The sequence below is a fragment of the Agrobacterium sp. ST15.13.015 genome, from assembly GCF_027871645.1.
GTDB classification, from domain to species: domain Bacteria; phylum Pseudomonadota; class Alphaproteobacteria; order Rhizobiales; family Rhizobiaceae; genus Agrobacterium; species Agrobacterium leguminum.
Window position 1 is genome coordinate 111,961 of record NZ_JAQAHF010000009.1, and the last position, 23,660, is coordinate 135,620.

Below are 23,660 nucleotides of genomic sequence, written 5' to 3' on the forward strand. Positions count from 1 at the left end.
ACTGCTCCTTTCTGGGTTAAGGCGTTGCTCCACCAAATTTTTTGGCAATAGAAGCGCCAAGGGTAAGTCCGTTCTGACCAACGACTTCGGCTTGGGCATTGGCTCTAAATGTCGTTGTCTGATTCACAGCATAGGCCACCCCGAATTCCAGTTCGCCTCGTGTTTGACGGACCGAGCGGGATTTGCCGTTGACTTCGTCTGCCCCTTGAAAGCGGAGAGAGAGTCCACCTGTCAGGGTCAATTCATTGTTGACTGCAAAAGCGATGCTTGGATTAACGAAAACGGTGTCGCCGGGGTTGATGTCGTCGCCATTGACAGAGCGAGAAAGAGACGGTCGAAAGCCGGCGGTAAACGACAAGACGACCGGGTCCAAGGTTTTGTAAGCAGTCAGACCGATGGCACCTGACTTTCCAAACACTACGGTCGAACCTGCTGAATCCGCTTTTTCTGCAGCCGTTACATCAATAAATCCAATAAGGCCCGGATATTTACCTTCCTCAATAAATCTCTGATTTACACCGAGGGCCAGATTGAGAAATCCGGAATTTGTTTCATTTTTACTGAAATCGATAATGCCACCCGACATCCGGATATTCGCGGTGTACAACGATGTGCGAGCAAATAGCTCCGTTTTCGATGTCAACCCGTAACGCGCGCTTACGGTGCCTATCGCAATGTCCGCTTCCCGTTTGCCTAATCCGACATTGACTGGAACGGATACAAATTTTCCAGCTCCCGTTTCAATTGTTTGATAAGCAGCAGAGATATCGTCGCCAGACTTGGCATTATAGGTCATACCGACATCGAGACGTAGCTTACCCTTGTCCGTCAGCAGCTCTTCGAGCGCAAATCCCAATCCATCCTGCTCTCGCGGCACTTCTTGAGCGTAACTTACGCTGGGAATAATAGAAAACATGGACGATAAATAGAGAAGTATTCTAATATTGTTTATTTTAATAGTAAAAAAAACGAATATACCTCGCGCAACCTCCAAAAAAATAATGATAAATACTTATTTAACATGAGAACTTAATTCAAGTTTATTTTGGCAAGCGATTAGGAGGCAGTGAGCAATTTCAGGAGAAGAACTTGCATTACTGACGAATCGTACTACCTTCTAGTTATGTTCAACGTATCGGAAGGAGGTGATCCAATGTCTAGTGAGATTTCGGTCTCTGGTGCAGGCAATGGAAAGGGTGTGTTTTCGACGGGGCAGCCCTCGTTGTAAACCTCTTCTGCCTTCGGAACGTTGAGAAACAGTCCCGGGTCTGTAAACAGGACCAAACTCATGGAAGGGTCGCTTAGGCGGCCCTTTTCCGTTTTTGCGTATTGCTTCGACGATTGGGGAAATCTGCGCCTCGAGTGCCGGTGCGGCAAGCTCGATGCTCGAGGTACTCGTGACACGCCTCTTCCGTCATGCCGGGCTTGACCCGGCATCCAGCCGGCGCGCGTCTGCGCGACGAAAGGACTCCGTTCAGCCCAAAGACTTGGGCTGGCTGGATACCGGCTCAAGGCCGGTATGACGGAGAACTGGGGAGAGCGCCGGATCAGCGACCGTCAATTGCGGTCACCTCTCCCCTTATTTCTTCCCGAATACCTTCCACCGCGTCGGCCGGAAGCGCAGTTCCGCGCCCACCGCCACGGCGGCGTTGAGCGGCACCTCGATTTCGAGGTGATAGGGCTCATGGCCGTTATTGGCGATGTCGATTTCGGCGATGCGGGTGCCGGCAAGGCGGCGACAGGTGGTGACCTTGCCGTAAAGCGCATCCTTCTCTTGCGTCAGCACCACATCTTCCGGACGGAAGAAAAGCTCGCCCTCGCCAGAACCGCTTTCATCGATGCCGATGCTTTCGCCCTGGAACAGCACATGGCCATCGCGGCTCGTCACCGGCAGGCTGGAGGATTCGCCGATGAAGGAGAAGACGAAGGGGGAGTTGGGCGTGTCGTAGACGTCATCCGCCGTGCCCACCTGTTCGATCTTGCCCTGGCTCATGACGACGACGCGGTCGGCCAGTTCCAGCGCCTCTTCCTGATCGTGGGTGACGAAAACGGTGGTGTGGCCGGTGCGGTCGTGGAATTCGCGCAGCCAGCGGCGCAGTTCCTTGCGCACCTTGGCATCCAGCGCGCCGAAAGGTTCATCGAGAAGCAGGACCTTTGGCTCGATGGCGACGGCGCGGGCGAGCGCCACGCGCTGGCGCTGGCCACCGGAGAGCTGGGTCGGATAGCGCTTTTCGAGGCCGGAGAGATGCACCATGTCGAGAAGTTCGGATACGCGTTTGCGGATCTCGGCTTTCGGCGGGCGGTTGGCGGAGGGGCGCACCTTGAGGCCGAAAGCGATATTGTCGGCCACCGTCATATGGCGGAACAGGGCGTAATGCTGGAACACGAAACCGACATTGCGCTCCTGCACCGTGCGGTGGGACGCATCCTCGTCGCCGAAGAAGATTTGCCCCTGCGTCGGCTGTTCGAGACCGGCGATGAGACGCAGCAGCGTCGTCTTGCCGGAGCCGGAAGGACCGAGCAGCGCGATCAGCTCGCCGGAACGAATGTCGAGCGACACATCGTTCAGCGCCGGAAAGCGGTCGAACTGCTTGGTGATGCCGGAAACTTTCACTTCCATGAAGATGCCTTTCAGTGCTTGCCGGCTGCGTTGCCCGCGCCAAAGCGTATTTCGAGAATGGTTTTGAGAATGAGCGTCACGAGCGCCAGACCGGCGAGCAGCGTCGCCACCGCAAAGGCCGCGCCCATATTGTACTCATTATAGAGTATCTCGACATGCAGCGGCATGGTGTTGGTCTCGCCGCGAATATGGCCCGAGACCACCGAGACGGCGCCGAACTCGCCCATGGCGCGGGCGTTGCAGAGCAGCACCCCGTAAAGCAGGCCCCATTTGATGTTCGGCAGCGTGACATACCAGAAGGTCTGCCAGCCGGAAGCACCGAGCGAAATCGCCGCCTCCTCGTCGCCATTGCCCTGATCCTGCATCAGCGGGATCAGTTCGCGCGCGACGAAGGGAAAGGTGACGAAGATGGTGGCGAGCACGATGCCCGGCACGGCGAAGAGGATCTCGATGCCGTAGCTCTTCAGCCATGGCCCCAGCACGCTGTGGGATGAGAACAGGATGACATAGACGAGGCCCGATATGACCGGCGAGATCGAGAACGGCAGGTCGATGAGCGTAATCAGGAATGCCTTGCCCTTGAACTCGAACTTCGCAATCGCCCAGGCGGCCATCACCCCGAAGATGAGGTTCAGCGGCACGGAAATGGCGGCGACGAGCAGCGTCAGGCGGATAGCAGAGAGTGCATCCGGCTCGACAATCGCCTCCCAGAAGCTTTCCGTGCCCTTGCGGAAGGCTTCGAAGAAGACCGAGACCAGCGGCAGAACCAGAAAAGCGGCGAGGAAGACGAAGGCGATGGCGATCAACGCCAGCCGGGCGGGAAAGCTCTCGCTGGCGGGGTCGCGGAACGGCCGGGGGGACGTGCGGGAAGCGGTCTCAGACATAACCGTACCTCTTGCGGCTCCAGGCCTGAATGAGATTGATGAGGAACAGCATGGCGAACGAGATGATCAGCATGATGGTGGCGATGCCGGTCGCGGCCGCATAATTGAACTCTTCCAGCCGGATGACGATGAGGAGCGGCGCGATTTCCGAGACGTAAGGAATATTGCCGGCGATGAAGATGACCGAACCATATTCGCCGACACCGCGTGCGAAGGCGAGCGCAAAACCGGTGAGGATCGCGGGTGTGAGGCTCGGCAGCAGAACGCGGGTGATGGTCTGGAAACGATTGGCGCCAAGCGTGGCGGCCACCTCCTCCACCTGCCGGTCGATTTCTTCCATGACCGGCTGCACGGTGCGCACAACAAAGGGCAGGCCGATGAAGATCAGCGCGATGACGATGCCGGTCGGCGTGAAGGCGATCTTGATGCCGAAGGGTTCGAACAGCGAACCGACCCAGCCGCGATTGGCGTAAAGCGTGGTCAGCGCGATACCGGCGACCGCCGTTGGCAGGGCGAAAGGCAGATCGACGATGGCATCGACGAAGCGGCGGCCGGGAAAACGGTAACGCGTCAGCACCCAGGCGACGATGACACCGAAGACCGCGTTGACCAGCGCAGCAAGAAATGCCGTTCCGAAACTGACACGCAGCGCATTCAGCGTGCGGCTATCCGTGGCAATCGCAATGAAATCTGAAAAACCCAGTTTCGCCGTGGACCAGACAAGGCCGCCAAGCGGAATAAGAATGATGAGAAACAGATAGGTCACTGTGTAACCAAGCGTCAGGCCGAAGCCCGGTATGACGCTCGACTGCCGCCATTTCCACCTGTTTCCGGATGTATTATTGCTCATCAAGGCTCCGGATAAATCTTTAGTTTGGCGCATTTCCGGACAGGAAACCGGGGTCCACTTTTCCTGGAAATGCTCTCTGGGAGCCGGTGTTCCCCGGCGTTTATTATAAAGTATCGACCGGCACTGTGTCCGGTCGATCGATTTTTCGTTTCGCTTGTCCCAGCGGACGGACGATCGCTTTTCAGCCTATCATCCGCTTACTTTGCGGGCTTGTAAATCTGGTCGAAGATGCCGCCGTCACCAAAATGTTCAGGCTGCGCCTTGGCCCAACCGCCGAACTGCGGGTCGTCAATGGTGACGAGCTTGATGTCGGGCAGCTGCTTGAGCAGATCCTTGGAGACCACGGCGGGGTTCGACGGGCGGTAAAAGTGCTTCGCCGCGATATTCTGGCCCTCGTCGGAATAGAGATATTGCAGATAGGCTTCCGCCGCCTTGCGGGTGCCCTTGGCATCGACATTGGCGTCCACCACGGCGACCGGCGGTTCGGCAAGGATCGAGATCGGCGGCACGACGATATCGAAGGCGTCAGCGCCGAATTCCTGACCGGCGAGATAGGCTTCGTTTTCCCAGGCGAGCAGCACATCGCCGATCTGGCGCTGTGCGAAGGTGACCGTGGAGCCACGGGCGCCGGTGTCGAGAACCGGGGCGCGCTTGTAGAGCTCGCCGACATAGGCCTTGATCTTGTCCTTGTCGCCCTTGAATTCTTCATTGGCCCAGGCCCAGGCCGCCAGATAGTTCCAGCGCGCGCCGCCCGAGGTCTTGGGGTTCGGCGTCACGATCTGCACGTCGCCCTTCACCAGATCGCCCCAATTATGGATGCCCTTGGGGTTACCCTTGCGCACCAGGAAAACGATGGTCGAGGTGTAAGGCGAGGAATTATGCGGCAGGCGGGTGCGCCAGTCCTTGTTGATCTTGCCGGAATTCTGGACGATGGCGTCGATATCGCTCTGCAGCGCCAGCGTCACAACATCCGCCTCCAGACCGTCGATGACCGAACGCGCTTGCTTGCCGGAGCCGCCATGCGACTGCTGGATGGTGACGTCCTCGCCGGTATCGGCCTTCCACTTCTTGGCGAAGGCTTCGTTGAAGTCCTTGTAGAGTTCACGGGTCGGATCGTAGGATACGTTGAGCAGCTTGGTCTGAGCGGCGGCCGAGCCAGCGCCGCCAAGTGCCAGTGAGAGGCTAAGCGCAACAACGCTCAAACCGGACAGAAGCTTGGACATCGGTATTCCCTCCTGATTGCGATGGCTTAACTCTACCGGTTGAGTAGAGTTGGTCAATGAGGCCGAATACGATCGAAAAAGTGTTTCCCGAGAGCGTTTTCCCAGGCAACAAATACAGCGCAGCATAAGCGAAAGGCGCAACAAGCGTCGTGTAAAACTTTGCTGAATGCAAAACCGTTTCACATTTTTGACGATTTTTTGCGCTGGCGGCGAAAAATATTACGGGGTTTTAGACGATTTTTTCGTCAGGCTGTCAAAAGCTCGGGCACTTCGACACCGGCCACGGCGTCGGCGATGGTGGTGTTGAAAAGGATGTTGCGGGTGGCATCGGCCACGCGGGCAAAGACGTGGCGGATCTCGCACTGCTTCTCGCCGTCGCAATCCTCGCAGCGGCGATAGGCGGTCTGCGACAGGCAGGGCAAGGGAGCAAGCGGCCCGTCGATGAGGCGCAGCACCTCGCCGAAGGTGATATCCGCAGCCGGGCGCGCCAAGAGATAACCGCCCTGCTTGCCACGCCGGCTTTCGACCAGGCGTTCCTTCTTCATTTCGAGAAGGATCTGCTCCAGAAACTTTTTCGGAATGGCCTGTTCGCGGGCGATGTCGGAAATCTGCACAGGACAGGCCCCGTCGGCCTTGGCCAGCGAAAGGAGCGCCCTCAGCGCATATTTTGCCTTCTGCGAAATCATCGTAAAACCAGTAGACCACAAGCCCGGAAACCCGGCAATTCCGGCTTAGCGCAGAAGTTGTCACAATTCAAATCCAAGCTGCGAAGAAGGTGAACGGGTATCTTTTGCTCATACCCTGCGCGCGTGAGGCATTTTTGCTCTCAAGTGCAGCGCACAAAGACTGTCATTTCTGTTCCAAAGGCCGGATTTCAACAATAATCGGCCATGGAAATCCCGGACGTGACAATGACGATCAATTCAGCAAATGCCTCTGCCGATGCCGCTTCCCTCGACGCCACGCTTGCCGGGCTCGATCTGGCGGGTCGGCTTTCGTTTATCGCCGGCCTCGGCGGGCGGGCGGTCTTCACCACCAGCCTCGGCATCGAGGATCAGGTCATTACGGCCGCCATCGGCACGCATCGCCTGCCGATCGACGTCGTGACGCTCGAAACCGGACGGCTGTTCAAGGAAACCGTCGATCTCATCGATGAGACCGAAGAGCGTTTCGGCATCGAAATCCGCCGCTTCCGCCCGGAACAGGACGATATCGACGCTTACGCCGAAAAATACGGTCTGAACGGTTTTTACGAAAGCGTCGAAGCCCGTCATGCCTGCTGTCATGTCAGAAAGCTGATCCCGCTCGGCAAGGCGCTGGAAGGCGCCGCCTTCTGGATCACCGGCCTCAGACGCGGCCAGTCGGGCAATCGCGCCACGACGCCTTTCGCCGAGTTCGATGCGGAGCGCAATCTCATCAAGATCAATCCGCTGGCTGACTGGGATATCGACCTCATCCGGGCGCATGTCGCCCAGGAGAACATTCCCGTCAATCCGTTGCATCAGCGCGGTTACCCCTCCATCGGCTGTGAGCCGTGTACGCGCGCCATCAAGCCCGGCGAGCCAGAGCGCGCCGGACGATGGTGGTGGGAAAACGACGAGAAACGCGAATGCGGTCTTCACGTCGCTGGTGCGGAGCAGACATCCGCCGTTTCTGCCATCCCGCAACGATAATCATTCAGTACATTCCCGGAGTTCACAATGTCCAACGCAGTCCACGAGACGGACAGCAAGAATACTGTCGCATCCAAGCCGCCGCTCGATCCCCATCTGAAGGCGCTTGAAAACGAAGCCATTCACATCTTCCGCGAAGTCGCCGCCGAATTCGACAAGCCCGTGATGCTCTATTCCATCGGCAAGGATTCATCCGTGCTGCTGCATCTCGCGCGCAAGGCGTTTTTCCCCGGCCGCATTCCCTTCCCGCTGCTGCACGTCAATACCGGCTGGAAGTTCAAGGAAATGATCGAATTCCGCGACAATATCGTCAAGGAATACGATCTCGACCTGATTTCCTACACCAACCCGCGCGGTGCGAGCGAAAACGTAACGCCCTTTACCCACGGTTCGGCGCTTTACACCGACATCATGAAGACCGAAGCGCTGCGCCAGGCGCTCGATGCCGGCCAGTTCGATGCGGCCTTCGGCGGCGCGCGCCGCGATGAGGAGGCGAGCCGCGCCAAGGAACGCATCTATTCCTTCCGCACGCCCGACCATAAATGGGACCCGCGCAACCAGCGCCCGGAACTGTGGAACATCTATAACGGCATGGTCCGCAAGGGCGAAAGCGTGCGCGCCTTCCCGCTCTCCAACTGGACCGAAGTGGATATCTGGCGTTACATCGAGGCGGAAAACATTCCGCTGGTGCCGCTCTATTACGCCGCCGAACGTCCCTATGTCGAACGCGACGGCATGATGATTCTGGCCGAAGACGAGCGGCTGGAACTGCTGCCCGGCGAAGAGATCAAGCATGGCTCGATCCGCTTCCGCACGCTCGGCTGCTTCCCGCTGACCGGCGCGATCCGTTCCGAGGCGGCGACGCTTCAGGAAGTCATCGCGGAACTCGAAATCGCCACCGTTTCCGAACGGCAGGGCCGTGCGATTGACCGCGACCAGTCCGGCTCGATGGAGAAGAAGAAGCGCGAGGGGTATTTCTGATGAGCACTGCCGCCGCCAACACCCCCTCCTCTTCCGCAACCATTCTGCCCTTTGCCGAACATTCGAAGGCGGCGCGCGATACGCGCCCGCTGCGTCTCATCACCTGCGGCAGCGTGGATGATGGCAAGTCGACCTTGATCGGCCGTCTTCTCTGGGACACCAAGGCCGTCAAGGAAGACCAGGCCGCAACCCTGCACCGCGACAGCGGCAAGCAGAACGATCTCGGCCTGCCCGATTTCGCGCTGCTGCTCGACGGTCTTCAGGCGGAGCGCGAACAGGGCATCACCATCGATGTCGCCTATCGCTATTTCGCCACCGACCGGCGCGCCTTCATCGTGGCCGACACGCCCGGCCATGAGCAATATACCCGCAACATGGCGACCGGCGCTTCCACCGCCGATCTCGCCGTGCTGCTCGTCGATGCGCGCACCGGCATTCTGGAACAGACGCGCCGCCACGCCACCATTGCGGCGCTGATGGGCATCCGGCAATTCGTGCTGGCCGTCAACAAGATCGACCTGACGCATTACGACAAGGCCGGTTTCGAGCTGATCGCCCATGAATTCCGCGATTTCGCGTCCAATCTCGGCATCAAGCAGATCACCGCCATTCCGATGTCGGCGCTAAAGGGTGAAAACGTCGTTCTCTCCGGCAAGGCCTCCATGCCCTGGTATGAAGGCCCGACGCTGGTGGAGACGCTGGAGCTTGCCACGGTGCGCTCCGCGCAATCCGGCGGCTTCCGCCTGCCGGTGCAGCGCGTCTCGCGCCCCGGTGAAAGTTTCCGCGGTTATCAGGGCACGGTTGCCGGCGGTTCGGTGAAGCCGGGCGACAGCGTCGTTGTCCTGCCTTCCGGCATGGTCGCGAATGTCAAGCAGATCGTCACCTTCGATCTGGTGCGCAACGCCGCCGTCGCGGGCGATGCGGTCACGCTCGTCCTCGACCGTCAGGTGGATGTGTCGCGCGGCGACATGATCGTCTCCATCGAGGCGCAGCCGCAGACCGGCCTTGCCTTCGACGCCCAGATCGTGGCGTTGCAGCCGGGCGGCATCGAGGCAGGCAAGCGCTACTGGCTGAAAAGCGGCAGCCGCCGCCAGCGCGTCAGCGTACAGCCTGTCAGCCAGCTGAACCTGAAGGAAGGCGAATGGCAGGCGCATGAAACCTCGCTGCCGATGAACGCCATCGGCAAGGTGCGGCTTTCCTTCGACGAGACGGCGATCTTCGATCCTTATGAACAGAACCGCTCGACCGGTTCCTTCATCCTGATCGATCCCGACACCAACAACACGGTTGCGGGCGGCATGATCGCCGGCAAGCGCAGCGTCGGTGCGACGGAAGAAAAGGGCGACCGGGTCATTCTCTCGCTGCCTGCCGATCTTGCGGAAAAACTGCTGGCCAGCGAGCTCCTCGCCAAGCACCGCGACGAGATCGACATCCGCCGCACGGACGGCGCAACCGCCGCGCGGCTGATCGGCGATCTGGGCTGACACGCACCCGCTCAGACAAACAAAAGGCGACCGTCAAAGCGGTCGCCTTTTTCGCTTCAGAGCCTTTTCCGTGTCAGAGACTGCGGATGGCCTAAAACACGAACATATAAAGCAGAATGATCACGAAGATCGGAACGCCCATAGCCCACAATGCGATACCCTTCAGCATGCTATCCTCCATTGTTGTATGGTTGAATAACGGTTGAGGCGGCTTTCCGATCCATGCCGCTCTCCTGATTTTTACGGGTTGTTTCTCGGCAGCATAAAAAGCTGTTTGTTCATTCGACGTTCATGCACGAAAGGCGAATTTGCATGCGGTCGCTCCGCCAAGCGGCCCAACAGAGGCTCGTTGTTTGAAAAAGCAGCGGGCCTCTTTTTTGATCGCGATAAGTTGATCGCGACGATGCCCCTGAAATTCAGGGACCGTGACGGTGATGGATAACTTCTCGGATTGTGAAGAAGAATTGAGGCTTCTAAGACGATTCCTGTCGCGCGTCCCCTGAAACAGGCCGCGACATTGAGGCCTGGCGCTTGGCGGAGCGACGGGCCTCTTTTGTTGGGATGCCGGGTGGCGACAACAAAAGCTCGCCGAAGCAATCCATCCCCTGTTTGACGGCGACGATTCGCATCCGTGAGCGGATGTGGAAAGAAACACTCCCTCCCAAAGCGGATACCGGTTCAAGAACGGCAATTTGAACGCAGTTATTCGCACCTGCGCCCTGATTTTCAGACGCGATCGGCGAATGCAGCCCAGCCGGAACAGGTTTTCGCAGATCCGGTTTCGGTGCGAGATTTCGATCTTGGAATTTTCGGGATGAGTTGCAAACCGCTGTAACTATTGGGCTTCAAGCTGGTCGGAGTGAGAGGATTCGAACCTCCGACCCCCACGTCCCGAACGGCGATTGCTTCCTGAAAACCCACCTTTTCCGGGGCAGATATGGGCATATGTTCCATTTCTGTTCCGGCAAATTCAAGTGAAACGGTCCGCAATCGGTCCGCGTGCGGCTTATGTTCTTTTCCATGGTGTAGGTCAAGGGATACGAACCGGCGACCCGTAAAGCCGGGAAATGCGATATTGACTCTTTTCTAAAATGAGAACATTTGTAGAACAAATGAGAGGTCAATAGATATGTCTGACGCCGAAAAGATCATCGTAGTGCAGTTCAAAAAAGGGCGCGCGGGCATTGTACCGGGCGATATGCGGCCCGCAACCAGCCAGGCGTCCGCCGAGAAAATGGCGAGCGCCATGGCACCGCGCCATATCGGCGTCGCAGCCTATGCCGTGACTGTAGATGAGGAGAGCGGCAGCATGGCAAACCCACGTCTGCTGGTCTCGCACGGCCAGATTGCCGACCTAATGCCAGACTGATTTACCGGCGCGGGGGCGCGCGCCAATTCATGACAGGGAAGATTTGTGGCTCTGAAACGGAGATTGAGAACGTGCGCCCACAACCAAGAGAACCGGAAGCCGATCCGGTGGACCACATCATTGCATGGCACGACGGAGACAGCCGAGCCGCCATTGAGACCCTGGTAGAAGATATTCAGCATTTGCGGTTGCAGCTCGCGTTGGCGACAGCCGCGATGGGCAGAGGGTTTACGAGAGGCTGGATACCGAATGAAGACCGGGATGACAGCAAACGATAACGCATACGATTACAAGGAGCTTGATCGGAAAAGAATATGGGTCATCTGCGAGGACTGTGAACTTCTTCGATCATTTGATGGCAACGCAGTAAAAACGGAATTTGCAGCGACACCGGCCCCAAGCCCTCTCCGTATGATCGCACAGAAGCTCATAGGCTGCCCAAAATCGAAGGAAGACTTCGGACCTCGATGCAGGATGAGCTACTATTGGACCTCCGAGGAACGATCAGCGAAAGCGGCGCAAGAAGAAGAGTCTGCCGGTGTGCGAGTGTTCGATCTACGCTCTTGGGAAGTTGTTGTCGCAGGTTGTGGATCGTGCAAGCATGTGACGGAGTTACCACGCTGGAAGCTTTCAAAGATGGTCGGGGGTAATACGCCCCTCAAGGAATTACAGCCCCGTCTGAAGTGCCGGAAGTGCGGCGAGAAGGGCGGCTCCTACATCACAATTGCAAAATTGCCGAGGTGAGCATGTGTAATCTGTACCGCGTGAAGACCAACCAGGAATCCATCCGCGATATCGTGGGCATAATGGAGGAGCGGCTTAACCTCGAGCCAGACGTTGAGGTCTATCCAGACCGGCCGGCGCCAGTAGTGCGCAATGGAGAGAAAGGCCGGGAGCTGGTCGGGCTGACGTGGGGCATGCCCTCGCCACAGTTCGTCACACAAGGCAAGCCAGATACCGGCGTGACCAACATCCGCAATGTCACCTCCCCGCATTGGCGCCGGTGGCTGAGGCCGGAGAACCGTTGCGTGGTGCCGTGGACGACCTTCTGCGAATGGGAAGACACCAAGCCTCGTAAGACGAAGCGTTGGTTTGCGATGAATGAGGAAGCGCCCTTGGCCTTCTTCGCCGGCATTTGGACAGACTGGCACGGCGTCCGCGGTTCGATAAAGAACCCGCGCGAGGGCGACCACCAGCTCTTTGCATTTCTGACGACAGAACCTAACAGCATCGTCAAACCGATCCACCCGAAGGCAATGCCGGTCATTCTGACAAACAAGGATAATGTGGAGATGTGGCTGACCGCGCCATGGGAAGAGGCGAAAGAGCTTCAGCGGCCGCTGCCTGACGACAGCCTCGTGTTACTGCCCGTCGAAGACGAGGCCAAGACGGCCGATCTATTCGAATAGGAGGCGAATATGCATATCCGTCCTTACATTCTGGAAAATCATGGTGTCTACCCGACGGCGTCGCTGGAAGACGGTGACTTCTTCGGCGTGCAGAAAGCCATTCACGAAGATCTAGACCCGCGCCTTGTCGCGGAGGTCGATCGAGAATCGGACCTCACCGCATATTCCGGATATGTCGCGATGGAACTCTGGGCCGATGACGACGACATACCTACCGGCGCAAGGATTGAGTTATTGTTCAGCGAACGAAAGAGCATTGCCGCCCTTCTCTACGACCACCCCAACATTTCCGACGCTTTCATAGAGTGGGTGTTTTGCACCTCACCAGATGACGCCTTAACCGAATGGAAGAAGAAGGTTCGCTGGCCGCTGATTGAAACGTCGCGTGGACCAGTCGACATAGTCGGAGATGCCCATCAATGAGCGACCAGAACAGTAAGGCCGGCGACGGCGTGATTGAAGAGCATTATTGCGAGCATCCCGGTTGCACGAAGTGGGGAGGCTTCGGTTTCAGTCGGTCCAAGGCCGAGAGGTCATCGTGGCATTGTTGGGAACACTATCCGCAGAGAGATATGCTCAAGACGTCCTAGCCACCTCTCGTTGGGTGTGAAGCTCCCCACCGATATTCAGCTTGGGAAGCTTCGAGAACGGCGAGGAATTTCAATACGGCGTGTCACTCGCCTTTTGTCGCGCCTTGCAAGTACAGACACGCTTGCGTCATCAATATGAGTAAGAGCACCCCCGGCCACAGGACGAGGGCGACAGCTTCAGAGGTTGACTATTGAGCCGCCAACTATGGCCCCATTGTTTGCAATAGAGACTGTCGCAGGAAGCGTGGAACCGGATGCGTTGATAGCGTCCCATTCCTCAACAAGCCCGCTGGTCACGTCGGCCTCAGAGCTGCTAAGTCCGGCCCGAGCAAAGCGGCTGGCAACCTCAGAAGGCGTCAGGGCGCGATTGTAGAGCCTTGCCAGAGAAACGCGCTGCCGAGACATCTGAACCGGTGCGCCAGCGTTATAGGCGGCACCCAGAACCATGCGGTGGCTTGTTTGCCCGTCGATGTTCGGTTGCCCGTTTATTGCCACCAGATCAAGCGCACGCTGGCGCACCAGTTGTCCGTTGCGATATAACATCCACCCGCCCGAGCCATCGTGTGTGGCGATCCAATGGATCAGATTGCCATAGTCGGGAATGAGACCTGTTCGGAACGGGTTCAGGATGTTGGTTGACGAGGTGGCGAAGTCCATGCGGTCAGAACAGCCAACCGCCATGATGGGGCCGCTCCAGTTGCCGGCAAGGCCAACCCAGCCTATAGCGCCCATGAATAGCGACTGCTGAAGCGCCGAGACAGCCGTGCCGGCACCTCGCCACATCATGACGCTGGCGTTGGCGCGGGTGGTCGGCTCGATACCGCCCATCCACTCCATCGACATGGCGCCATCGATAACCAGGCTGCTATCCGTGCCACAGTTGATCCATGACGTTGTGCCGCGTGCAGAAAGCAAAATGGCTTTCTTACCGGACTTCTTGACGGCTGGTGCCGCAATTGGCGCTTCCGTGTGGTCTCGGAAGGCGATGACGACATAGTTCGCGCCGCTGACATTGAGCGCAGAACCGGCTGTAAGCTGCAATCCGTCCGTGTCGAAGGAAATACCGGACGCCACGATACCGGCCGCCGCAGACATCTGCTTGGCACCGCTGGCCGACATGGTGTCGGTCTTGATCCATGCGGCCTGAAGCGTGCCGCTGATCTTGGCGACGATGACGGCTTTTGGCTGGAAGCCGAGACTGACAGCACGGTTTGCACCGGAGCCAGTATACGTCGCCGTGGCGAAGTTCGCACCGCTCTCGAGCCCGATAAAGTCAATACCCTCGCCCAGCTCCTGCGCCGCGTCATATTCGTTGACATAGCCAGAGGCTGAGACCGTGCACTGCCCCGTGGTCAGATTGCTGATTGCTCCAGGTTCCGTTAGGGCTGTTCCGCCGAGCAACGCGGTGGTGGACGACCCCACCTGAAGAACGCCGTCACGCGTGCTGTCGCGCTTGGCAATCACAGCGGCGAGGTTGATGGTGCTGTCATCGAACTTGATCACCCGACTGGCAATAGCGTTGCCCTGCGAACCGGCAAGCGCCATTTTCAACGCAGCAGAGCGCGATATGGCGAGGTGATGATAAGTGATGCCCTCGTCATTCCATTTGGGCGACTGCGAAACGGTGAAGCCGTCCTCTGTGAAGGTCGCGCCGTCTGCATAGCTGTTAGATGCGCCCAGCACGTTTGTCCGTCCGGCCCACAGGTCATGCATCTTGACGCCAACCATTTTCGGAGCATCGGGAATGCAGATGACGACTTCCGGTTTCCAGCCGATGGAGACGCTGCGCCGCGAGCCGTTGCCAACTGAAGTTCCTGTCTTGATGCTCATGCTGCGAACTCCAGTTCGACGGTTCCGGTTGATTGCGTCTGCTTCCGCAAACTGATTTTGTCGAAACAGCCGGTCACGCCGGCCGATGCAGAACCGGCAATGGTTATGCTCGTTGCTGCGGCGACAAACGAGGTGACAATCGGAAGCAACTGCCCTGCCGACACGTTGGCCGATCCATAAATCTGACCGGTGGAAGAACCGGCCGTGTCTGTCGTCAGGCGGCACGAAATAGAATTCGCGCTCGGCTCCAGCATTGTGGCGCGGAAAACATAGGTTTCGCCAATCTCAAGGCCAGAGACTGTCTGCGTTGCGCGACCGCCGCCAGAGCCGCCGAACAGTTCCATCTTGCCATCGCGCCATGTAACCGTCGCGCCAGACAGTTGCGCGGCCCAGCCGGAAACGTCGGTGTTGAAATTCCCATTGGTAACGAGTTCAGGACCCAGCGCTGATGTCATATCGACATAGACACCGTTGATGATGGGTAGATCGACAGAGGCTTTTTCCCCAGTGGCAAGTGCGCCTTGATACGGCATGACACCAGCACCGGCGAACGGGCTGTCGTAGATCGATATTAATGGCGGAGAACCAGAGGCCACTTTGACTGACAGAAGGCGGCCGGGAGAAATGATTGCGACGCCGGAATTAGTGATGGGCATGGTAAAGCGCTCAGCGGAACGACCCGAACTTCCGCCAGCCAACCCCAGAGACAGGCCAAATCCAAGGGAAAATCCACTCATGTACGGCTCTCACGAAAACCACGGGCGGCGACGCCGGTGGCCGTGCCGGTCCGGATATAGACCTTATCGGTAGCCGCCAGATTGACGACAATTTCGCGTGTCCGATCAGGCGTCATTAAAATGAAATCTTCGGTGTCGTTAGCGGGCGCAGCCATACCGATGAACACCGAAACAGGATAAACCGTATTTACCTGAAGTCCGACGCGCGCGTAATTCGCACCGTCCGCCACAAGCTGGTAATCCGTGGCGCCGGCCACGCGAAACGTGTTGGTCATCTTTTCCTCTTTGGTCTCGAAGGGGTGAGAACACATCACGCCTTTCGGCGGATCATTTCTTTCTGGAGATCGTCTATCTGATCGCTCAGCCGGTCGACGGCGTCGCAGATCTTTTCGGTACCGCGCTCAAAGGATTTCCGCATGTTTATGGCTTCGGCCGTATGCGCCTTTACAGCCTCGGTTGCATTGTTGAGGGCGGTCGGGTCGACGATGACGGCGGCAACTTCGGCAGATGACTGTTTTTGCGGCCTTGCTGCACTCTCTCCGGCCTTCAGGCCGAAATGTCGGACATAAAAAATGACGGCAAGGGTGGCCCCAAACATCAGAACAGCAGGGAACGGAAGTTTACTCAGAAGCTCTACTTGTTCCATGCCTTGCTTCTCCCTGGTCATGAGCAGCGCGATTGATATTGACCAGCTCGCTGACCGCAAAAAGCGGATAGATAGCGAGCCAGGTGCTGATGACACCCGAAGACGCGAAACCGTAGGAGATGCCAGTCCACAACAGGCAGCCGACCATCGCAGAGAACTGCCGGATCTGCGGCGTTACATTTTTGCGCGCGCCATTGATCACAAGGCCAATGATACGAAGGCAACCGATGAGCGACATTAACCAGCCGAGAAAGGTTTCGGATGGCACCAGGGCCACGAATGCCGAAAAGGCCGGCTGGTTAAATGTTTGGGACGGGAGAAGCAGGACATATCCGAACAGGATCATATGCCCCGCCAGAAACCACTCCATCATTCGAGGGCCAAACCGATGACGAATGCGAACCCACATCGCCTCACCTCTGTAGCCGGAAACGGTTGCCATCTCAGCGCCCCTTCTCGAAACGATTTTTCGTGTCGTCATAGAAGGCGGCGCAATCGTCTATCTGGCGATCAGCCACGTCGGCGCTATATTCCCAACGCTTTTGTGTCCAGCGGACCTTCTCGCCAGATTTAGGAATAACGCGCCCGATGTGCTTGCGGCATTCTGCAGGCAGATCCGGGAGAGCAATACCTGCGTCAGCCTTTGCCTGTATTTCGGCGGCCATCACCAATCGCTCTTCAGTGCTGGCGCAGCCATTCGACATCAGCATCGTTCCAGCGAAGGCCGTCATCGCCGCCGTCTTCAGCAATGAGCTTTTCCAGTCGTTCATTTGCCTCTTCCTTCGCCTTTTCGGCCGCTACAGCGCGTTTGCGATACTCTTCGAGGGATCGGGCGGCAGCATTAATCTGCCGCTCCAACTCGCGCGCCCTGGCTTCTGCTGCGGTTTTTTCCGAGAGAACGACATAGCCCTTAAGCACCTCAGCTTTGACGGTCTCGACATGACCGACGGCCAGGTTGCCGATCAGCGGAATATTTTTCAGACCGGGATAATCGTTCAGCAGCGGCACGCCGAGCCAGTAGATGGAGGTGATGACGATGCCGACACAGGCGCCGGCGCCGATTTTTAGCCAATCCAGAATACCGAACATCAGAGGCCACTCACGCAAAGTTCAGCCTCGCCGATGCGCTGGGCGTCACCCATTTCACGACGATTGACCAGCCCTCGCACGATCTGCCTGCCGGCGCGGTTGAACGCCGTCTGAGCTTCACATGCGGCACGCCATTGCCCCCCTTCCACGCGCGCTTTCGCCGTCGATCGGCACCATGCGCCAACGCCGAAGTTATAAGCCCCTGAGATCATGGAAGCCCGCACGCTGACGGGAGCGTTCGCCAGATTGGGGGAGCATTTGAGGATCGGCTGTTGAAAGTCGCTATAGACGCGACGCAGGAGCATATCCTTACATTCCTGTTTCGTCCGCGTCATGCCGGGGCCGATGCCCTTCGTCTCGCCGTAGCAAATATCCCAAATTTTGGCGAAAGGATCCCAATGGGATTTGAGAGCCAACCCTTCCCAAGGAATGATCGCCTTTTCGACAGCCAGAACGACGGCCGGATCCATCTTCCCAGACGGTGAGTATCGGTCGTAGATCGCATAGCTGCCAGCCGAGATACCGGCTAGCACTGTCGCAATCGCAGCCTTAGCGCGTTTCGTCGGCGTGATCTTGTTTATCGGCATCGAGGCCTCCTTGGGACAAAATTCGGAACAGAGGGGCGAGCACCAGAACAGCGATCGGCATCCACCAAGGGAGGTAATCCGACATATAGGGAATGGCGTTCTCGGCGACTTGAAGGATGGCGGCGATATAGACGCACCACATCGAGGACGCGCGCAGAAGCACGCGCCGCCAGTTGCGGATGAACATGAGATGATCCTGATGGTGGGTTATGGTGGCGGGTTACGCTACCTATAAAAAAGGCCCGCCGAAGCGAGCCTTTTCGAGATTGAGTTACGAGAAAATCACAGCTTGGGATTTAGCCAGCTCTGGACTCCGTCCTGAAAGGCGACAGCCCCGTATGGCGTGATCGACGTGGCTCCGCAGGAGAAATCCCATACCTTGTGCCAGCCGGCTTCGGTCATGACTTTCCGGATGCGATCTTCGACTTGATGGGAATGAGTGCCGATGTGGACGCGCTTTACGCGCTCCGACATTAGGTCGACCGATGCTTCGATTACGTCGGCCTCCGCACCCTGGATATCCATATCGATGATGTCTACGATCTCTATTCCCGCGATGATTTGATCCAGCGGCAGCACGCTCACGTCAATGACGCCCCAGCCCGTACCGTTGTCATGAACGTCAAATCCCCGGTACTTCCTACCTGTTGGTTTGTGGTGACTCGCATCCGTCCAATTGAGCGCCTGGCCATACCATGCGTCGGGGGTTGTTGCGCCATTTTGATCAGGCATTTCGATGACAAACTGTGTCTTCCCAACTGCCGGCCCAATCGCGGCCTGAAACACTTTGAAAGTGTCGATACCGTTGTTGCGCATATGCTGGGCGGACCACTCGGCATGCACCGGCTCAGCTTCAACCAGAATGGCGTTGATATCTGCAATGCCCAACTGCCGAGCGGCGAGACAAGCACGTGCGGCCCAGCGCCCGTAGCCCGCACCTAGCTCAACAACTGCGAAACTACCTTTGGCCTCTTTGGCGGCCTGGAGGACGTCGATCCACTCAAAGTATTCCTCATTGATGGTTGGGAAGGCAACAGTGTGGTCACCTCCCATTTCAAACGAGACATTATCAAAGGTCCGATCAATCTGCGTTCCGATGAAGTCAAAATGAAACTTCTCATTCGAAACGCCACCGAACTTTTCAAACGACCCGAATATCTGATGGTGACCCATATTCCCCCGCTAAATGCAACCAGTGTTAGTATCAAAGAGAGGCATACGACACCGAATATTAGAAGGTCAAGGCAGGCCGCGCCTCCAAGACAGGCGTCATGGACTGTGAGGTCACCCTCGCCATGATTGTCACGTTTCATATCCCCAGAGGTCAACAATGATCATTTTGTTAACTTCATTCGGACATGTGCTTTGAAGGGCGTAAAAGAACTTTCTGAGATCAGGCTCCACTGGAAGTCCAATGTGGTGGGCGGTTACATCGAGGCCCATGCCGTTGATCACCCACTGCTGCGACTTTGCGATGTCGAGTGGGTTTGCCAGGTCGTAGCCGAACGGCATTATGCGCAGAGATACGCAACCAGAACCACCGCTCGGCACCTGAAGGAAGCCTCGCTCCATCGTGATCATGAGCCTTTTAGCTTCGGGAGGCACGAGGTCTGGATACAAGGCATCAACATCCAAGATGCCCTGTCTGTCGGCCGTCATCGAGAAATTGAGAAGATTACGACAAATAAGCTTGTTCGGATGCCGGAACCAGTGAATGCCCATGTCACGTCTCCTGTCGGTTGTTATATGCAGCATCGACCATCGCGAAGTCGTTGATGGTCTCTGCTGTAATCAGTTGGTCAACTTCTGCTTCACGGTCGAAGCACGACTGAACATGCGCCCCTACCGCGAGCGCAATGTTTTTTACCTCGTCGGCGGAGAGGACTATCCACCCCGACCGTGATTTGAACCGCGATGAAGCCGCTCCAGAATTGACGATGTAGGAATGAGCGTTTGCGATCATATTCTGGCTGTCGCGGGAGGTGTCGATCTGAACCCTATTGACGACAATGCCTCCTGTTTCGGCAGCAAAGCGCTTTACAGCGGAGTATGCGCGTAACTCATCCTGCGTTGCTGCGTGGATGGACGGTGCTTTGAACTTCTTGCCGTCGTAGAGCCAGCCAGGGACAACGTCGTTTCCGCACTCCACGAACTGAACTGCAAGATCAGGGTGGAAAGCATCTTCGACCTTCACATCATCTGGCAATTCAACGACCTCGGCGACGACGCCATTTTCACATCGAGCAAGTTTGGACATGTTCACCTCACGAAGCGAAATATTCGATGATCACGGTGCCAGGAGCACCAGCCGAACCAACCTGGCCGCCCGCGCCAGCACCGCCGCCGCCACCAGGGGACTGCCCGACAGAACCAAGTCCAGACGATGCGCCGCCGCCCCCACCACCGCCGCCGCCTGCTGCACCACCGGAGCCACCAAGCTGAACATTCGTGGCGTTTGGGACAAAAGTGCCAGATGAACCGGTTCCCCCTGACGCTTGCCTTGACCCGCCGGTGCCTGTCCCGCCACCGCCACTAACGCCCTGGCTATTCGCCGCAGCACGCTCTCCGCCGCCCCCGCCAGTAGCTGAAATGGACGGTCCGAATGAGGAAGTTCCACCAGCAACGCCGTTGCTAAAGGATCCACCACTAAGGCCGCCTGTTCCCCCTGGCCCGACAGTGACAATCACAGTGTCCCCCGGAGTGACGGCGACATATCCCTCTGCGTAGCCACCGCCCCCACCGCCACCAGCAGCGCCAGGATTCTGGCTGCCGCCACCCCCGCCTCCAGCACCCCACACGCGCACGAACACGCTGCGAACACCGGCAGGAACTACCCAAGGGAATGAACCTGCTGCTGCGTAGGTTACGATGGTGGCCCCAGCGTTGAGACGGTTCTTCAGCATCGAAGAAGAAAACAGTATCTGCACATTCGTGCCGTCATACACAAACACAGCAACGGAGCCGGACTTCAGATCGCCAGCAATTGGATCGCTGCCGTTGTCGATCTTGATGGACTTAGCACCGAGGCCGTTGACGTTGAGCGTGCAAGCGCCGGTATTCGTGGCTGTGATTATTCCCCGCAGAGGGGTACCCACAAGATCGGCCCACGATGCGGGAACCTCAGACAGGGTCATAGTGAGGGCGTTCGCTGTCCCGCCGACAGCGCTGAAATTCAACCAGCCCGACTGAATCGATTTTGCCAGCTGGTTTCCGTTATCCGGAACCTTTCCAGATTTCGTGATGACATTCACGATCTCCCGTTGGGGATCTTCAATTGCTTTCGCGGGCACGGCCGAACCGCGCACGGCGCCCGGAACATCCTTGTCAACGTAAGACGCATCCGGATCGGTCGATCCGTATGGGGCGTGATATTTCATGGTAGATGGCTCCGATTAATTTCCCAGAACAGGGATCGCCCATGCGGGCGAATGTTGGCGCAAGAGGCAAAGCAACCGCTCCGCATCACCATAGGAAAAGAGCGGGTCATACCCGCACTCACTTTCACCGGCCCGGAAATAGTCAACCGCCAGATCGGTCACCGTCACGAGCCAGTAAACTTCCTGCCGGACGTTTCCGACGGTGTGCTCGCCACCGCATTCCGAGAAACCGCATTCGAAAATCGCCGGCTCTTCAATCGTAATGGTGAACCCGTAAGATGCTGCGAGCCGTATGAAGTCCGAAGGCGTGACGATGGCGACGGCCATCAATTTCGCTTCGAGTGCCCGCAACCTTGCCGCCACACTCTCCTCGTCGGCGGCGCAGGCATCCGGAAGGCCATACTCAATCTCCCAGTCGGCGAGCATCTCCTCGACACCGAAGACCGTGCTTTCACTGACGAGCTTGAACGCGCGCGCGTACAGCCACTCCCAGGGCGAAATTAGCACTCGTGTGAAACCGGCAAGCAGGCTTGACAGGGACATTGCCTGCCCGTCCGGCGTGCCAAAGGCAGCGCCAGGCGGCCAGAGCGAAACAGCGCCACCGATAAGGTCATCATTCGATGGCGTGGCCAGACTGTCCCATGCAGACGGAACGCCGCCAGCAGGCGCGCCTGCGCTGGCCTCTGTCGTTATGGTGTTCAATCCCGGATCACGAGCCAAAATCAAACTCCCCGTTTACTGGAAACTGCCCGCCGGTCAGGACGATATCGGCGGACGGCTCGACAAGGGTGTGCCGATCTTCTCCGGTCACGCCGGATATGACTTCCGAATACCAGCTGCGGGAGACGGTAAAGCTGTCACCGGTAAGGCCGGGTCGGCATCTGGCAAGATACATTGCAGTGATGCCGCTCTTGATAGCCGCCCGAATTTCAGCCGTATCACCGGACAGTCCGGTGATGGTCACATCCACAGGGCGAGGCACTGGAGCGGTGGCGACGCTATCGTCGACGCGGATAAGCCTCTGCTCATCAATGACCGCCTGCACCGCTTCTACGTCGGAAGGAAGCGGAATATTGTCGTCTCGTCCGTTGAAGAGAAAATGAACGACGATGCCGCCGGGGGAACCGGGAACACGAAAGGCCCACGCCTTCAGCACGCCGGAGACACCCATCACAATCCGCTCATAGTCCGTCAGCGTGCCGCCACCAGGAGGATTGCGCTTTCGTTGTAGTCCGCGCTCCTTGAGACTGTCCCCATCTTCAGCATCCGCCCCCCCCCCGAGCCCGTCATCGTCGACTACCCAGCTGGTGCCGAGCGTGGGATAAAGACCGGGATCAGCAAGAGACAGAAGGCCGGCGCTCGCACGATTGCCCACCGAACCATTGACCTCAGCGACAATAGGCACCACCAGTGCCCCGTCAGCGCCGGAGGTGACCGGCAATGTGGAAACATATGTGACATTGCCGGAGATGAAGCGGATGCCTGACGGATACGTCGTCGAAGCTGCCCCCGTACCGATAATCTCTCCGCGCGCGGTCGTTGCGGACCGCTGATAGATGCCCACCTCGGCGGCATGGAGCTTGATCCACGCGAGGCTTGTCGAGGTCGATAAAAGGATCTGTTTCGACAACCAGCCCATGCGCAGTTCAAATTCGTAGGAGATCGACGCCAGAACCTTGCCAACGATCGTCACGAAATTGTTCTTCAGCGCGGTATCCGTGCCGGTCATATATCGCCTGAAGGCGCCACGCACCGCAGCAGAGGTATCATCCAGCGAGCGGATATTCCACGCCATCTATCTGTCTCCATAACAGTCCGAATTTCTGGTTGAACACGGTCTCGCCGTCCCGGCCGTAGAGCGCGATATCGAGGTCGAGGCGGTTTTCCGCCCGGTTGGCGATGGCGGTCACATCGATGCGTGCAACTGCGCCCTGTGTCACGAGGGGCTGCAAGGCTTCGCGGGCATAGTCCTGCGCGTCTACCTCGATGCCGTCATAAATCGAACGCCGCCTCAGCAGCCAAAGGCGGGAACCGAGAACATCTTCGCCGTCGAGACGATCGAAGCTGTCGCCGAGCCATCCCCGGTTCTGCTCATCATCCCGCAACTCGCTTTCCTCGACGCGGCGGTCCGTCATAAGCAGGATCAGTACCTGCGTTGCCAGACCCTGCTCTGCGCGCAAATCACCCGGCGCAGAACCATGATCGAGATCGTTCAGCAAAAGATCGCCAATAAGGCCGTCCCAGCCGAGATCAGGCGAACGATAGATTTCGTCCGCCTCGTCAAGAGGTATGATGCGAAGCATGTGGATTT

The 23,660-nt window shown here is 57.8% G+C and carries 29 protein-coding genes; 7 read left to right on the forward strand and 22 right to left on the reverse strand.

Features of this window, described 5'->3' with window-relative positions; translation table 11 throughout:
• Nucleotides 1-16: 16 nt before the first annotated feature.
• The 6 genes from PIB16_RS15540 to PIB16_RS15565 all read right to left on the reverse strand — a co-directional run bounded on the left by PIB16_RS15540 (nucleotide 17) and on the right by PIB16_RS15565 (nucleotide 6,263).
• Nucleotides 17-916, reverse strand: coding sequence for a transporter (locus PIB16_RS15540; RefSeq protein WP_271045833.1), 900 nt, complete (start codon nucleotides 914-916; stop codon nucleotides 17-19).
• Nucleotides 917-1,579: 663 nt separating this feature from the next.
• A complete protein-coding gene (locus PIB16_RS15545) occupies nucleotides 1,580-2,620 on the reverse strand; it encodes a sulfate/molybdate ABC transporter ATP-binding protein (RefSeq protein WP_080856057.1) in 1,041 nt (346 codons plus the stop codon).
• Nucleotides 2,621-2,631: 11 nt separating this feature from the next.
• The gene (gene cysW, locus PIB16_RS15550) at nucleotides 2,632-3,504 is read right to left on the reverse strand and encodes a sulfate ABC transporter permease subunit CysW (protein ID WP_080856056.1); all 873 of its coding nucleotides are present in this window, start codon (nucleotides 3,502-3,504) and stop codon (nucleotides 2,632-2,634) included.
• Nucleotides 3,497-4,354: a sulfate ABC transporter permease subunit CysT gene (gene cysT / locus PIB16_RS15555; protein ID WP_003494311.1), complete on the reverse strand. Its 858-nt coding sequence runs from the start codon at nucleotides 4,352-4,354 to the stop codon at nucleotides 3,497-3,499. The genes cysW and cysT overlap by 8 nt, the downstream gene beginning before the upstream one ends.
• Nucleotides 4,355-4,551: 197 nt before the next feature.
• Nucleotides 4,552-5,577, reverse strand: a complete 1,026-nt coding sequence (locus PIB16_RS15560) for a sulfate ABC transporter substrate-binding protein (RefSeq protein ID WP_020009570.1) — start codon at nucleotides 5,575-5,577, stop codon at nucleotides 4,552-4,554.
• Between the two features lie 245 nt (nucleotides 5,578-5,822).
• Nucleotides 5,823-6,263 (reverse strand): RrF2 family transcriptional regulator, encoded by a 441-nt coding sequence (locus PIB16_RS15565; protein WP_003520468.1) that lies wholly within the window; start codon nucleotides 6,261-6,263, stop codon nucleotides 5,823-5,825.
• 204 nt (nucleotides 6,264-6,467) lie between these two features.
• Between PIB16_RS15565 and PIB16_RS15570 the strand changes: the two genes are divergently transcribed.
• The 7 genes from PIB16_RS15570 to PIB16_RS15600 all read left to right on the forward strand — a co-directional run bounded on the left by PIB16_RS15570 (nucleotide 6,468) and on the right by PIB16_RS15600 (nucleotide 12,916).
• On the forward strand, nucleotides 6,468-7,250 hold the full coding sequence (locus PIB16_RS15570) for a phosphoadenylyl-sulfate reductase (RefSeq protein WP_161987652.1): 783 nt from the start codon (nucleotides 6,468-6,470) through the stop codon (nucleotides 7,248-7,250).
• Nucleotides 7,251-7,277: 27 nt separating this feature from the next.
• A complete protein-coding gene (gene cysD / locus PIB16_RS15575; RefSeq protein ID WP_003520470.1) occupies nucleotides 7,278-8,231 on the forward strand; it encodes a sulfate adenylyltransferase subunit CysD in 954 nt (317 codons plus the stop codon).
• The gene (gene cysN / locus PIB16_RS15580) at nucleotides 8,231-9,715 is read left to right on the forward strand and encodes a sulfate adenylyltransferase subunit CysN (protein ID WP_080856054.1); all 1,485 of its coding nucleotides are present in this window, start codon (nucleotides 8,231-8,233) and stop codon (nucleotides 9,713-9,715) included. The genes cysD and cysN overlap by 1 nt, the downstream gene beginning before the upstream one ends.
• A gap of 1,129 nt (nucleotides 9,716-10,844) precedes the next feature.
• Nucleotides 10,845-11,084, forward strand: a complete 240-nt coding sequence (locus tag PIB16_RS15585) for a hypothetical protein (RefSeq protein ID WP_271045834.1) — start codon at nucleotides 10,845-10,847, stop codon at nucleotides 11,082-11,084.
• Between the two features lie 29 nt (nucleotides 11,085-11,113).
• The gene (locus PIB16_RS15590) at nucleotides 11,114-11,362 is read left to right on the forward strand and encodes a dehydrogenase (RefSeq protein WP_442866782.1); all 249 of its coding nucleotides are present in this window, start codon (nucleotides 11,114-11,116) and stop codon (nucleotides 11,360-11,362) included.
• Nucleotides 11,363-11,830: 468 nt separating this feature from the next.
• Nucleotides 11,831-12,493 (forward strand): SOS response-associated peptidase, encoded by a 663-nt coding sequence (locus tag PIB16_RS15595; protein WP_271045835.1) that lies wholly within the window; start codon nucleotides 11,831-11,833, stop codon nucleotides 12,491-12,493.
• Between the two features lie 9 nt (nucleotides 12,494-12,502).
• Nucleotides 12,503-12,916, forward strand: coding sequence for a hypothetical protein (locus PIB16_RS15600; RefSeq protein ID WP_271045836.1), 414 nt, complete (start codon nucleotides 12,503-12,505; stop codon nucleotides 12,914-12,916).
• 344 nt (nucleotides 12,917-13,260) lie between these two features.
• Here PIB16_RS15600 and PIB16_RS15605 read toward each other — a convergent pair whose 3' ends face one another.
• The 16 genes from PIB16_RS15605 to PIB16_RS15680 all read right to left on the reverse strand — a co-directional run bounded on the left by PIB16_RS15605 (nucleotide 13,261) and on the right by PIB16_RS15680 (nucleotide 23,652).
• Nucleotides 13,261-14,913 carry a hypothetical protein gene (locus PIB16_RS15605; protein WP_271045837.1) on the reverse strand — a complete coding sequence of 551 codons (1,653 nt, stop codon included), beginning with the start codon at nucleotides 14,911-14,913 and terminating at the stop codon, nucleotides 13,261-13,263.
• Nucleotides 14,910-15,650 carry a hypothetical protein gene (locus PIB16_RS15610; protein WP_271045838.1) on the reverse strand — a complete coding sequence of 247 codons (741 nt, stop codon included), beginning with the start codon at nucleotides 15,648-15,650 and terminating at the stop codon, nucleotides 14,910-14,912. Before PIB16_RS15610 ends, PIB16_RS15605 begins: the two co-directional genes overlap by 4 nt.
• Complete coding sequence (locus PIB16_RS15615; RefSeq protein WP_271045839.1) at nucleotides 15,647-15,925, reverse strand: hypothetical protein; 279 nt, start codon at nucleotides 15,923-15,925, stop codon at nucleotides 15,647-15,649. The genes PIB16_RS15610 and PIB16_RS15615 overlap by 4 nt, the downstream gene beginning before the upstream one ends.
• A gap of 35 nt (nucleotides 15,926-15,960) precedes the next feature.
• Nucleotides 15,961-16,317, reverse strand: a complete 357-nt coding sequence (locus PIB16_RS15620; RefSeq protein ID WP_271045840.1) for a hypothetical protein — start codon at nucleotides 16,315-16,317, stop codon at nucleotides 15,961-15,963.
• Nucleotides 16,271-16,738, reverse strand: a complete 468-nt coding sequence (locus tag PIB16_RS15625; RefSeq protein WP_271045841.1) for a hypothetical protein — start codon at nucleotides 16,736-16,738, stop codon at nucleotides 16,271-16,273. Before PIB16_RS15625 ends, PIB16_RS15620 begins: the two co-directional genes overlap by 47 nt.
• A 1-nt stretch (nucleotide 16,739) precedes the next feature.
• A complete protein-coding gene (locus PIB16_RS15630) occupies nucleotides 16,740-17,000 on the reverse strand; it encodes a hypothetical protein (RefSeq protein ID WP_271045842.1) in 261 nt (86 codons plus the stop codon).
• A complete protein-coding gene (locus PIB16_RS15635) occupies nucleotides 16,975-17,385 on the reverse strand; it encodes a hypothetical protein (protein WP_271045843.1) in 411 nt (136 codons plus the stop codon). The genes PIB16_RS15630 and PIB16_RS15635 overlap by 26 nt, the downstream gene beginning before the upstream one ends.
• On the reverse strand, nucleotides 17,385-17,972 hold the full coding sequence (locus PIB16_RS15640) for a lysozyme (RefSeq protein ID WP_271045844.1): 588 nt from the start codon (nucleotides 17,970-17,972) through the stop codon (nucleotides 17,385-17,387). Before PIB16_RS15640 ends, PIB16_RS15635 begins: the two co-directional genes overlap by 1 nt.
• A complete protein-coding gene (locus tag PIB16_RS15645; RefSeq protein ID WP_271045845.1) occupies nucleotides 17,935-18,159 on the reverse strand; it encodes a DUF7940 domain-containing protein in 225 nt (74 codons plus the stop codon). Before PIB16_RS15645 ends, PIB16_RS15640 begins: the two co-directional genes overlap by 38 nt.
• A gap of 95 nt (nucleotides 18,160-18,254) precedes the next feature.
• Nucleotides 18,255-19,145 (reverse strand): FkbM family methyltransferase, encoded by an 891-nt coding sequence (locus PIB16_RS15650; RefSeq protein WP_271045846.1) that lies wholly within the window; start codon nucleotides 19,143-19,145, stop codon nucleotides 18,255-18,257.
• A 129-nt stretch (nucleotides 19,146-19,274) separates the two neighbouring features.
• Nucleotides 19,275-19,694 (reverse strand): hypothetical protein, encoded by a 420-nt coding sequence (locus tag PIB16_RS15655; protein WP_271045847.1) that lies wholly within the window; start codon nucleotides 19,692-19,694, stop codon nucleotides 19,275-19,277.
• Nucleotide 19,695: 1 nt separating this feature from the next.
• A complete protein-coding gene (locus PIB16_RS15660) occupies nucleotides 19,696-20,229 on the reverse strand; it encodes a DUF4376 domain-containing protein (RefSeq protein WP_271045848.1) in 534 nt (177 codons plus the stop codon).
• A 7-nt stretch (nucleotides 20,230-20,236) separates the two neighbouring features.
• Nucleotides 20,237-21,349, reverse strand: coding sequence for a glycine-rich domain-containing protein (locus PIB16_RS15665; RefSeq protein WP_271045849.1), 1,113 nt, complete (start codon nucleotides 21,347-21,349; stop codon nucleotides 20,237-20,239).
• A gap of 15 nt (nucleotides 21,350-21,364) precedes the next feature.
• The gene (locus tag PIB16_RS15670) at nucleotides 21,365-22,069 is read right to left on the reverse strand and encodes a putative phage tail protein (RefSeq protein WP_271045850.1); all 705 of its coding nucleotides are present in this window, start codon (nucleotides 22,067-22,069) and stop codon (nucleotides 21,365-21,367) included.
• On the reverse strand, nucleotides 22,059-23,144 hold the full coding sequence (locus PIB16_RS15675) for a baseplate J/gp47 family protein (protein ID WP_271045851.1): 1,086 nt from the start codon (nucleotides 23,142-23,144) through the stop codon (nucleotides 22,059-22,061). The genes PIB16_RS15670 and PIB16_RS15675 overlap by 11 nt, the downstream gene beginning before the upstream one ends.
• Nucleotides 23,116-23,652, reverse strand: coding sequence for a phage GP46 family protein (locus PIB16_RS15680; protein ID WP_271045852.1), 537 nt, complete (start codon nucleotides 23,650-23,652; stop codon nucleotides 23,116-23,118). Before PIB16_RS15680 ends, PIB16_RS15675 begins: the two co-directional genes overlap by 29 nt.
• Nucleotides 23,653-23,660: the final 8 nt, after the last annotated feature.

Bases quoted from the DNA above. Each gene is read 5' to 3' on its own strand.
- PIB16_RS15565 (WP_003520468.1), bottom strand. From the start codon at position 6,263: ATGATTTCGCAGAAGGCAAAATATGCGCTGAGGGCGCTCCTTTCGCTG.
- PIB16_RS15665 (WP_271045849.1), bottom strand. From the start codon at position 21,349: ATGAAATATCACGCCCCATACGGATCGACCGATCCGGATGCGTCTTAC.
- PIB16_RS15595 (WP_271045835.1), top strand. From the start codon at position 11,831: ATGTGTAATCTGTACCGCGTGAAGACCAACCAGGAATCCATCCGCGAT.
- PIB16_RS15615 (WP_271045839.1), bottom strand. From the start codon at position 15,925: ATGACCAACACGTTTCGCGTGGCCGGCGCCACGGATTACCAGCTTGTG.
- cysD (WP_003520470.1), top strand. From the start codon at position 7,278: ATGTCCAACGCAGTCCACGAGACGGACAGCAAGAATACTGTCGCATCC.
- PIB16_RS15570 (WP_161987652.1), top strand. From the start codon at position 6,468: ATGGAAATCCCGGACGTGACAATGACGATCAATTCAGCAAATGCCTCT.
- PIB16_RS15605 (WP_271045837.1), bottom strand. From the start codon at position 14,913: ATGAGCATCAAGACAGGAACTTCAGTTGGCAACGGCTCGCGGCGCAGC.
- PIB16_RS15625 (WP_271045841.1), bottom strand. From the start codon at position 16,738: ATGGCAACCGTTTCCGGCTACAGAGGTGAGGCGATGTGGGTTCGCATT.
- PIB16_RS15560 (WP_020009570.1), bottom strand. From the start codon at position 5,577: ATGTCCAAGCTTCTGTCCGGTTTGAGCGTTGTTGCGCTTAGCCTCTCA.
- PIB16_RS15660 (WP_271045848.1), bottom strand. From the start codon at position 20,229: ATGTCCAAACTTGCTCGATGTGAAAATGGCGTCGTCGCCGAGGTCGTT.
- PIB16_RS15635 (WP_271045843.1), bottom strand. From the start codon at position 17,385: ATGTTCGGTATTCTGGATTGGCTAAAAATCGGCGCCGGCGCCTGTGTC.
- PIB16_RS15590 (WP_442866782.1), top strand. From the start codon at position 11,114: ATGACAGGGAAGATTTGTGGCTCTGAAACGGAGATTGAGAACGTGCGC.
- PIB16_RS15630 (WP_271045842.1), bottom strand. From the start codon at position 17,000: ATGTCGAATGGCTGCGCCAGCACTGAAGAGCGATTGGTGATGGCCGCC.
- PIB16_RS15545 (WP_080856057.1), bottom strand. From the start codon at position 2,620: ATGGAAGTGAAAGTTTCCGGCATCACCAAGCAGTTCGACCGCTTTCCG.
- PIB16_RS15610 (WP_271045838.1), bottom strand. From the start codon at position 15,650: ATGAGTGGATTTTCCCTTGGATTTGGCCTGTCTCTGGGGTTGGCTGGC.
- cysN (WP_080856054.1), top strand. From the start codon at position 8,231: ATGAGCACTGCCGCCGCCAACACCCCCTCCTCTTCCGCAACCATTCTG.
- PIB16_RS15585 (WP_271045834.1), top strand. From the start codon at position 10,845: ATGTCTGACGCCGAAAAGATCATCGTAGTGCAGTTCAAAAAAGGGCGC.
- PIB16_RS15640 (WP_271045844.1), bottom strand. From the start codon at position 17,972: ATGCCGATAAACAAGATCACGCCGACGAAACGCGCTAAGGCTGCGATT.
- PIB16_RS15620 (WP_271045840.1), bottom strand. From the start codon at position 16,317: ATGACCAGGGAGAAGCAAGGCATGGAACAAGTAGAGCTTCTGAGTAAA.
- PIB16_RS15675 (WP_271045851.1), bottom strand. From the start codon at position 23,144: ATGGCGTGGAATATCCGCTCGCTGGATGATACCTCTGCTGCGGTGCGT.
- cysT (WP_003494311.1), bottom strand. From the start codon at position 4,354: ATGAGCAATAATACATCCGGAAACAGGTGGAAATGGCGGCAGTCGAGC.
- PIB16_RS15540 (WP_271045833.1), bottom strand. From the start codon at position 916: ATGTTTTCTATTATTCCCAGCGTAAGTTACGCTCAAGAAGTGCCGCGA.
- PIB16_RS15655 (WP_271045847.1), bottom strand. From the start codon at position 19,694: ATGGGCATTCACTGGTTCCGGCATCCGAACAAGCTTATTTGTCGTAAT.
- cysW (WP_080856056.1), bottom strand. From the start codon at position 3,504: ATGTCTGAGACCGCTTCCCGCACGTCCCCCCGGCCGTTCCGCGACCCC.
- PIB16_RS15680 (WP_271045852.1), bottom strand. From the start codon at position 23,652: ATGCTTCGCATCATACCTCTTGACGAGGCGGACGAAATCTATCGTTCG.
- PIB16_RS15645 (WP_271045845.1), bottom strand. From the start codon at position 18,159: ATGTTCATCCGCAACTGGCGGCGCGTGCTTCTGCGCGCGTCCTCGATG.
- PIB16_RS15650 (WP_271045846.1), bottom strand. From the start codon at position 19,145: ATGGGTCACCATCAGATATTCGGGTCGTTTGAAAAGTTCGGTGGCGTT.
- PIB16_RS15600 (WP_271045836.1), top strand. From the start codon at position 12,503: ATGCATATCCGTCCTTACATTCTGGAAAATCATGGTGTCTACCCGACG.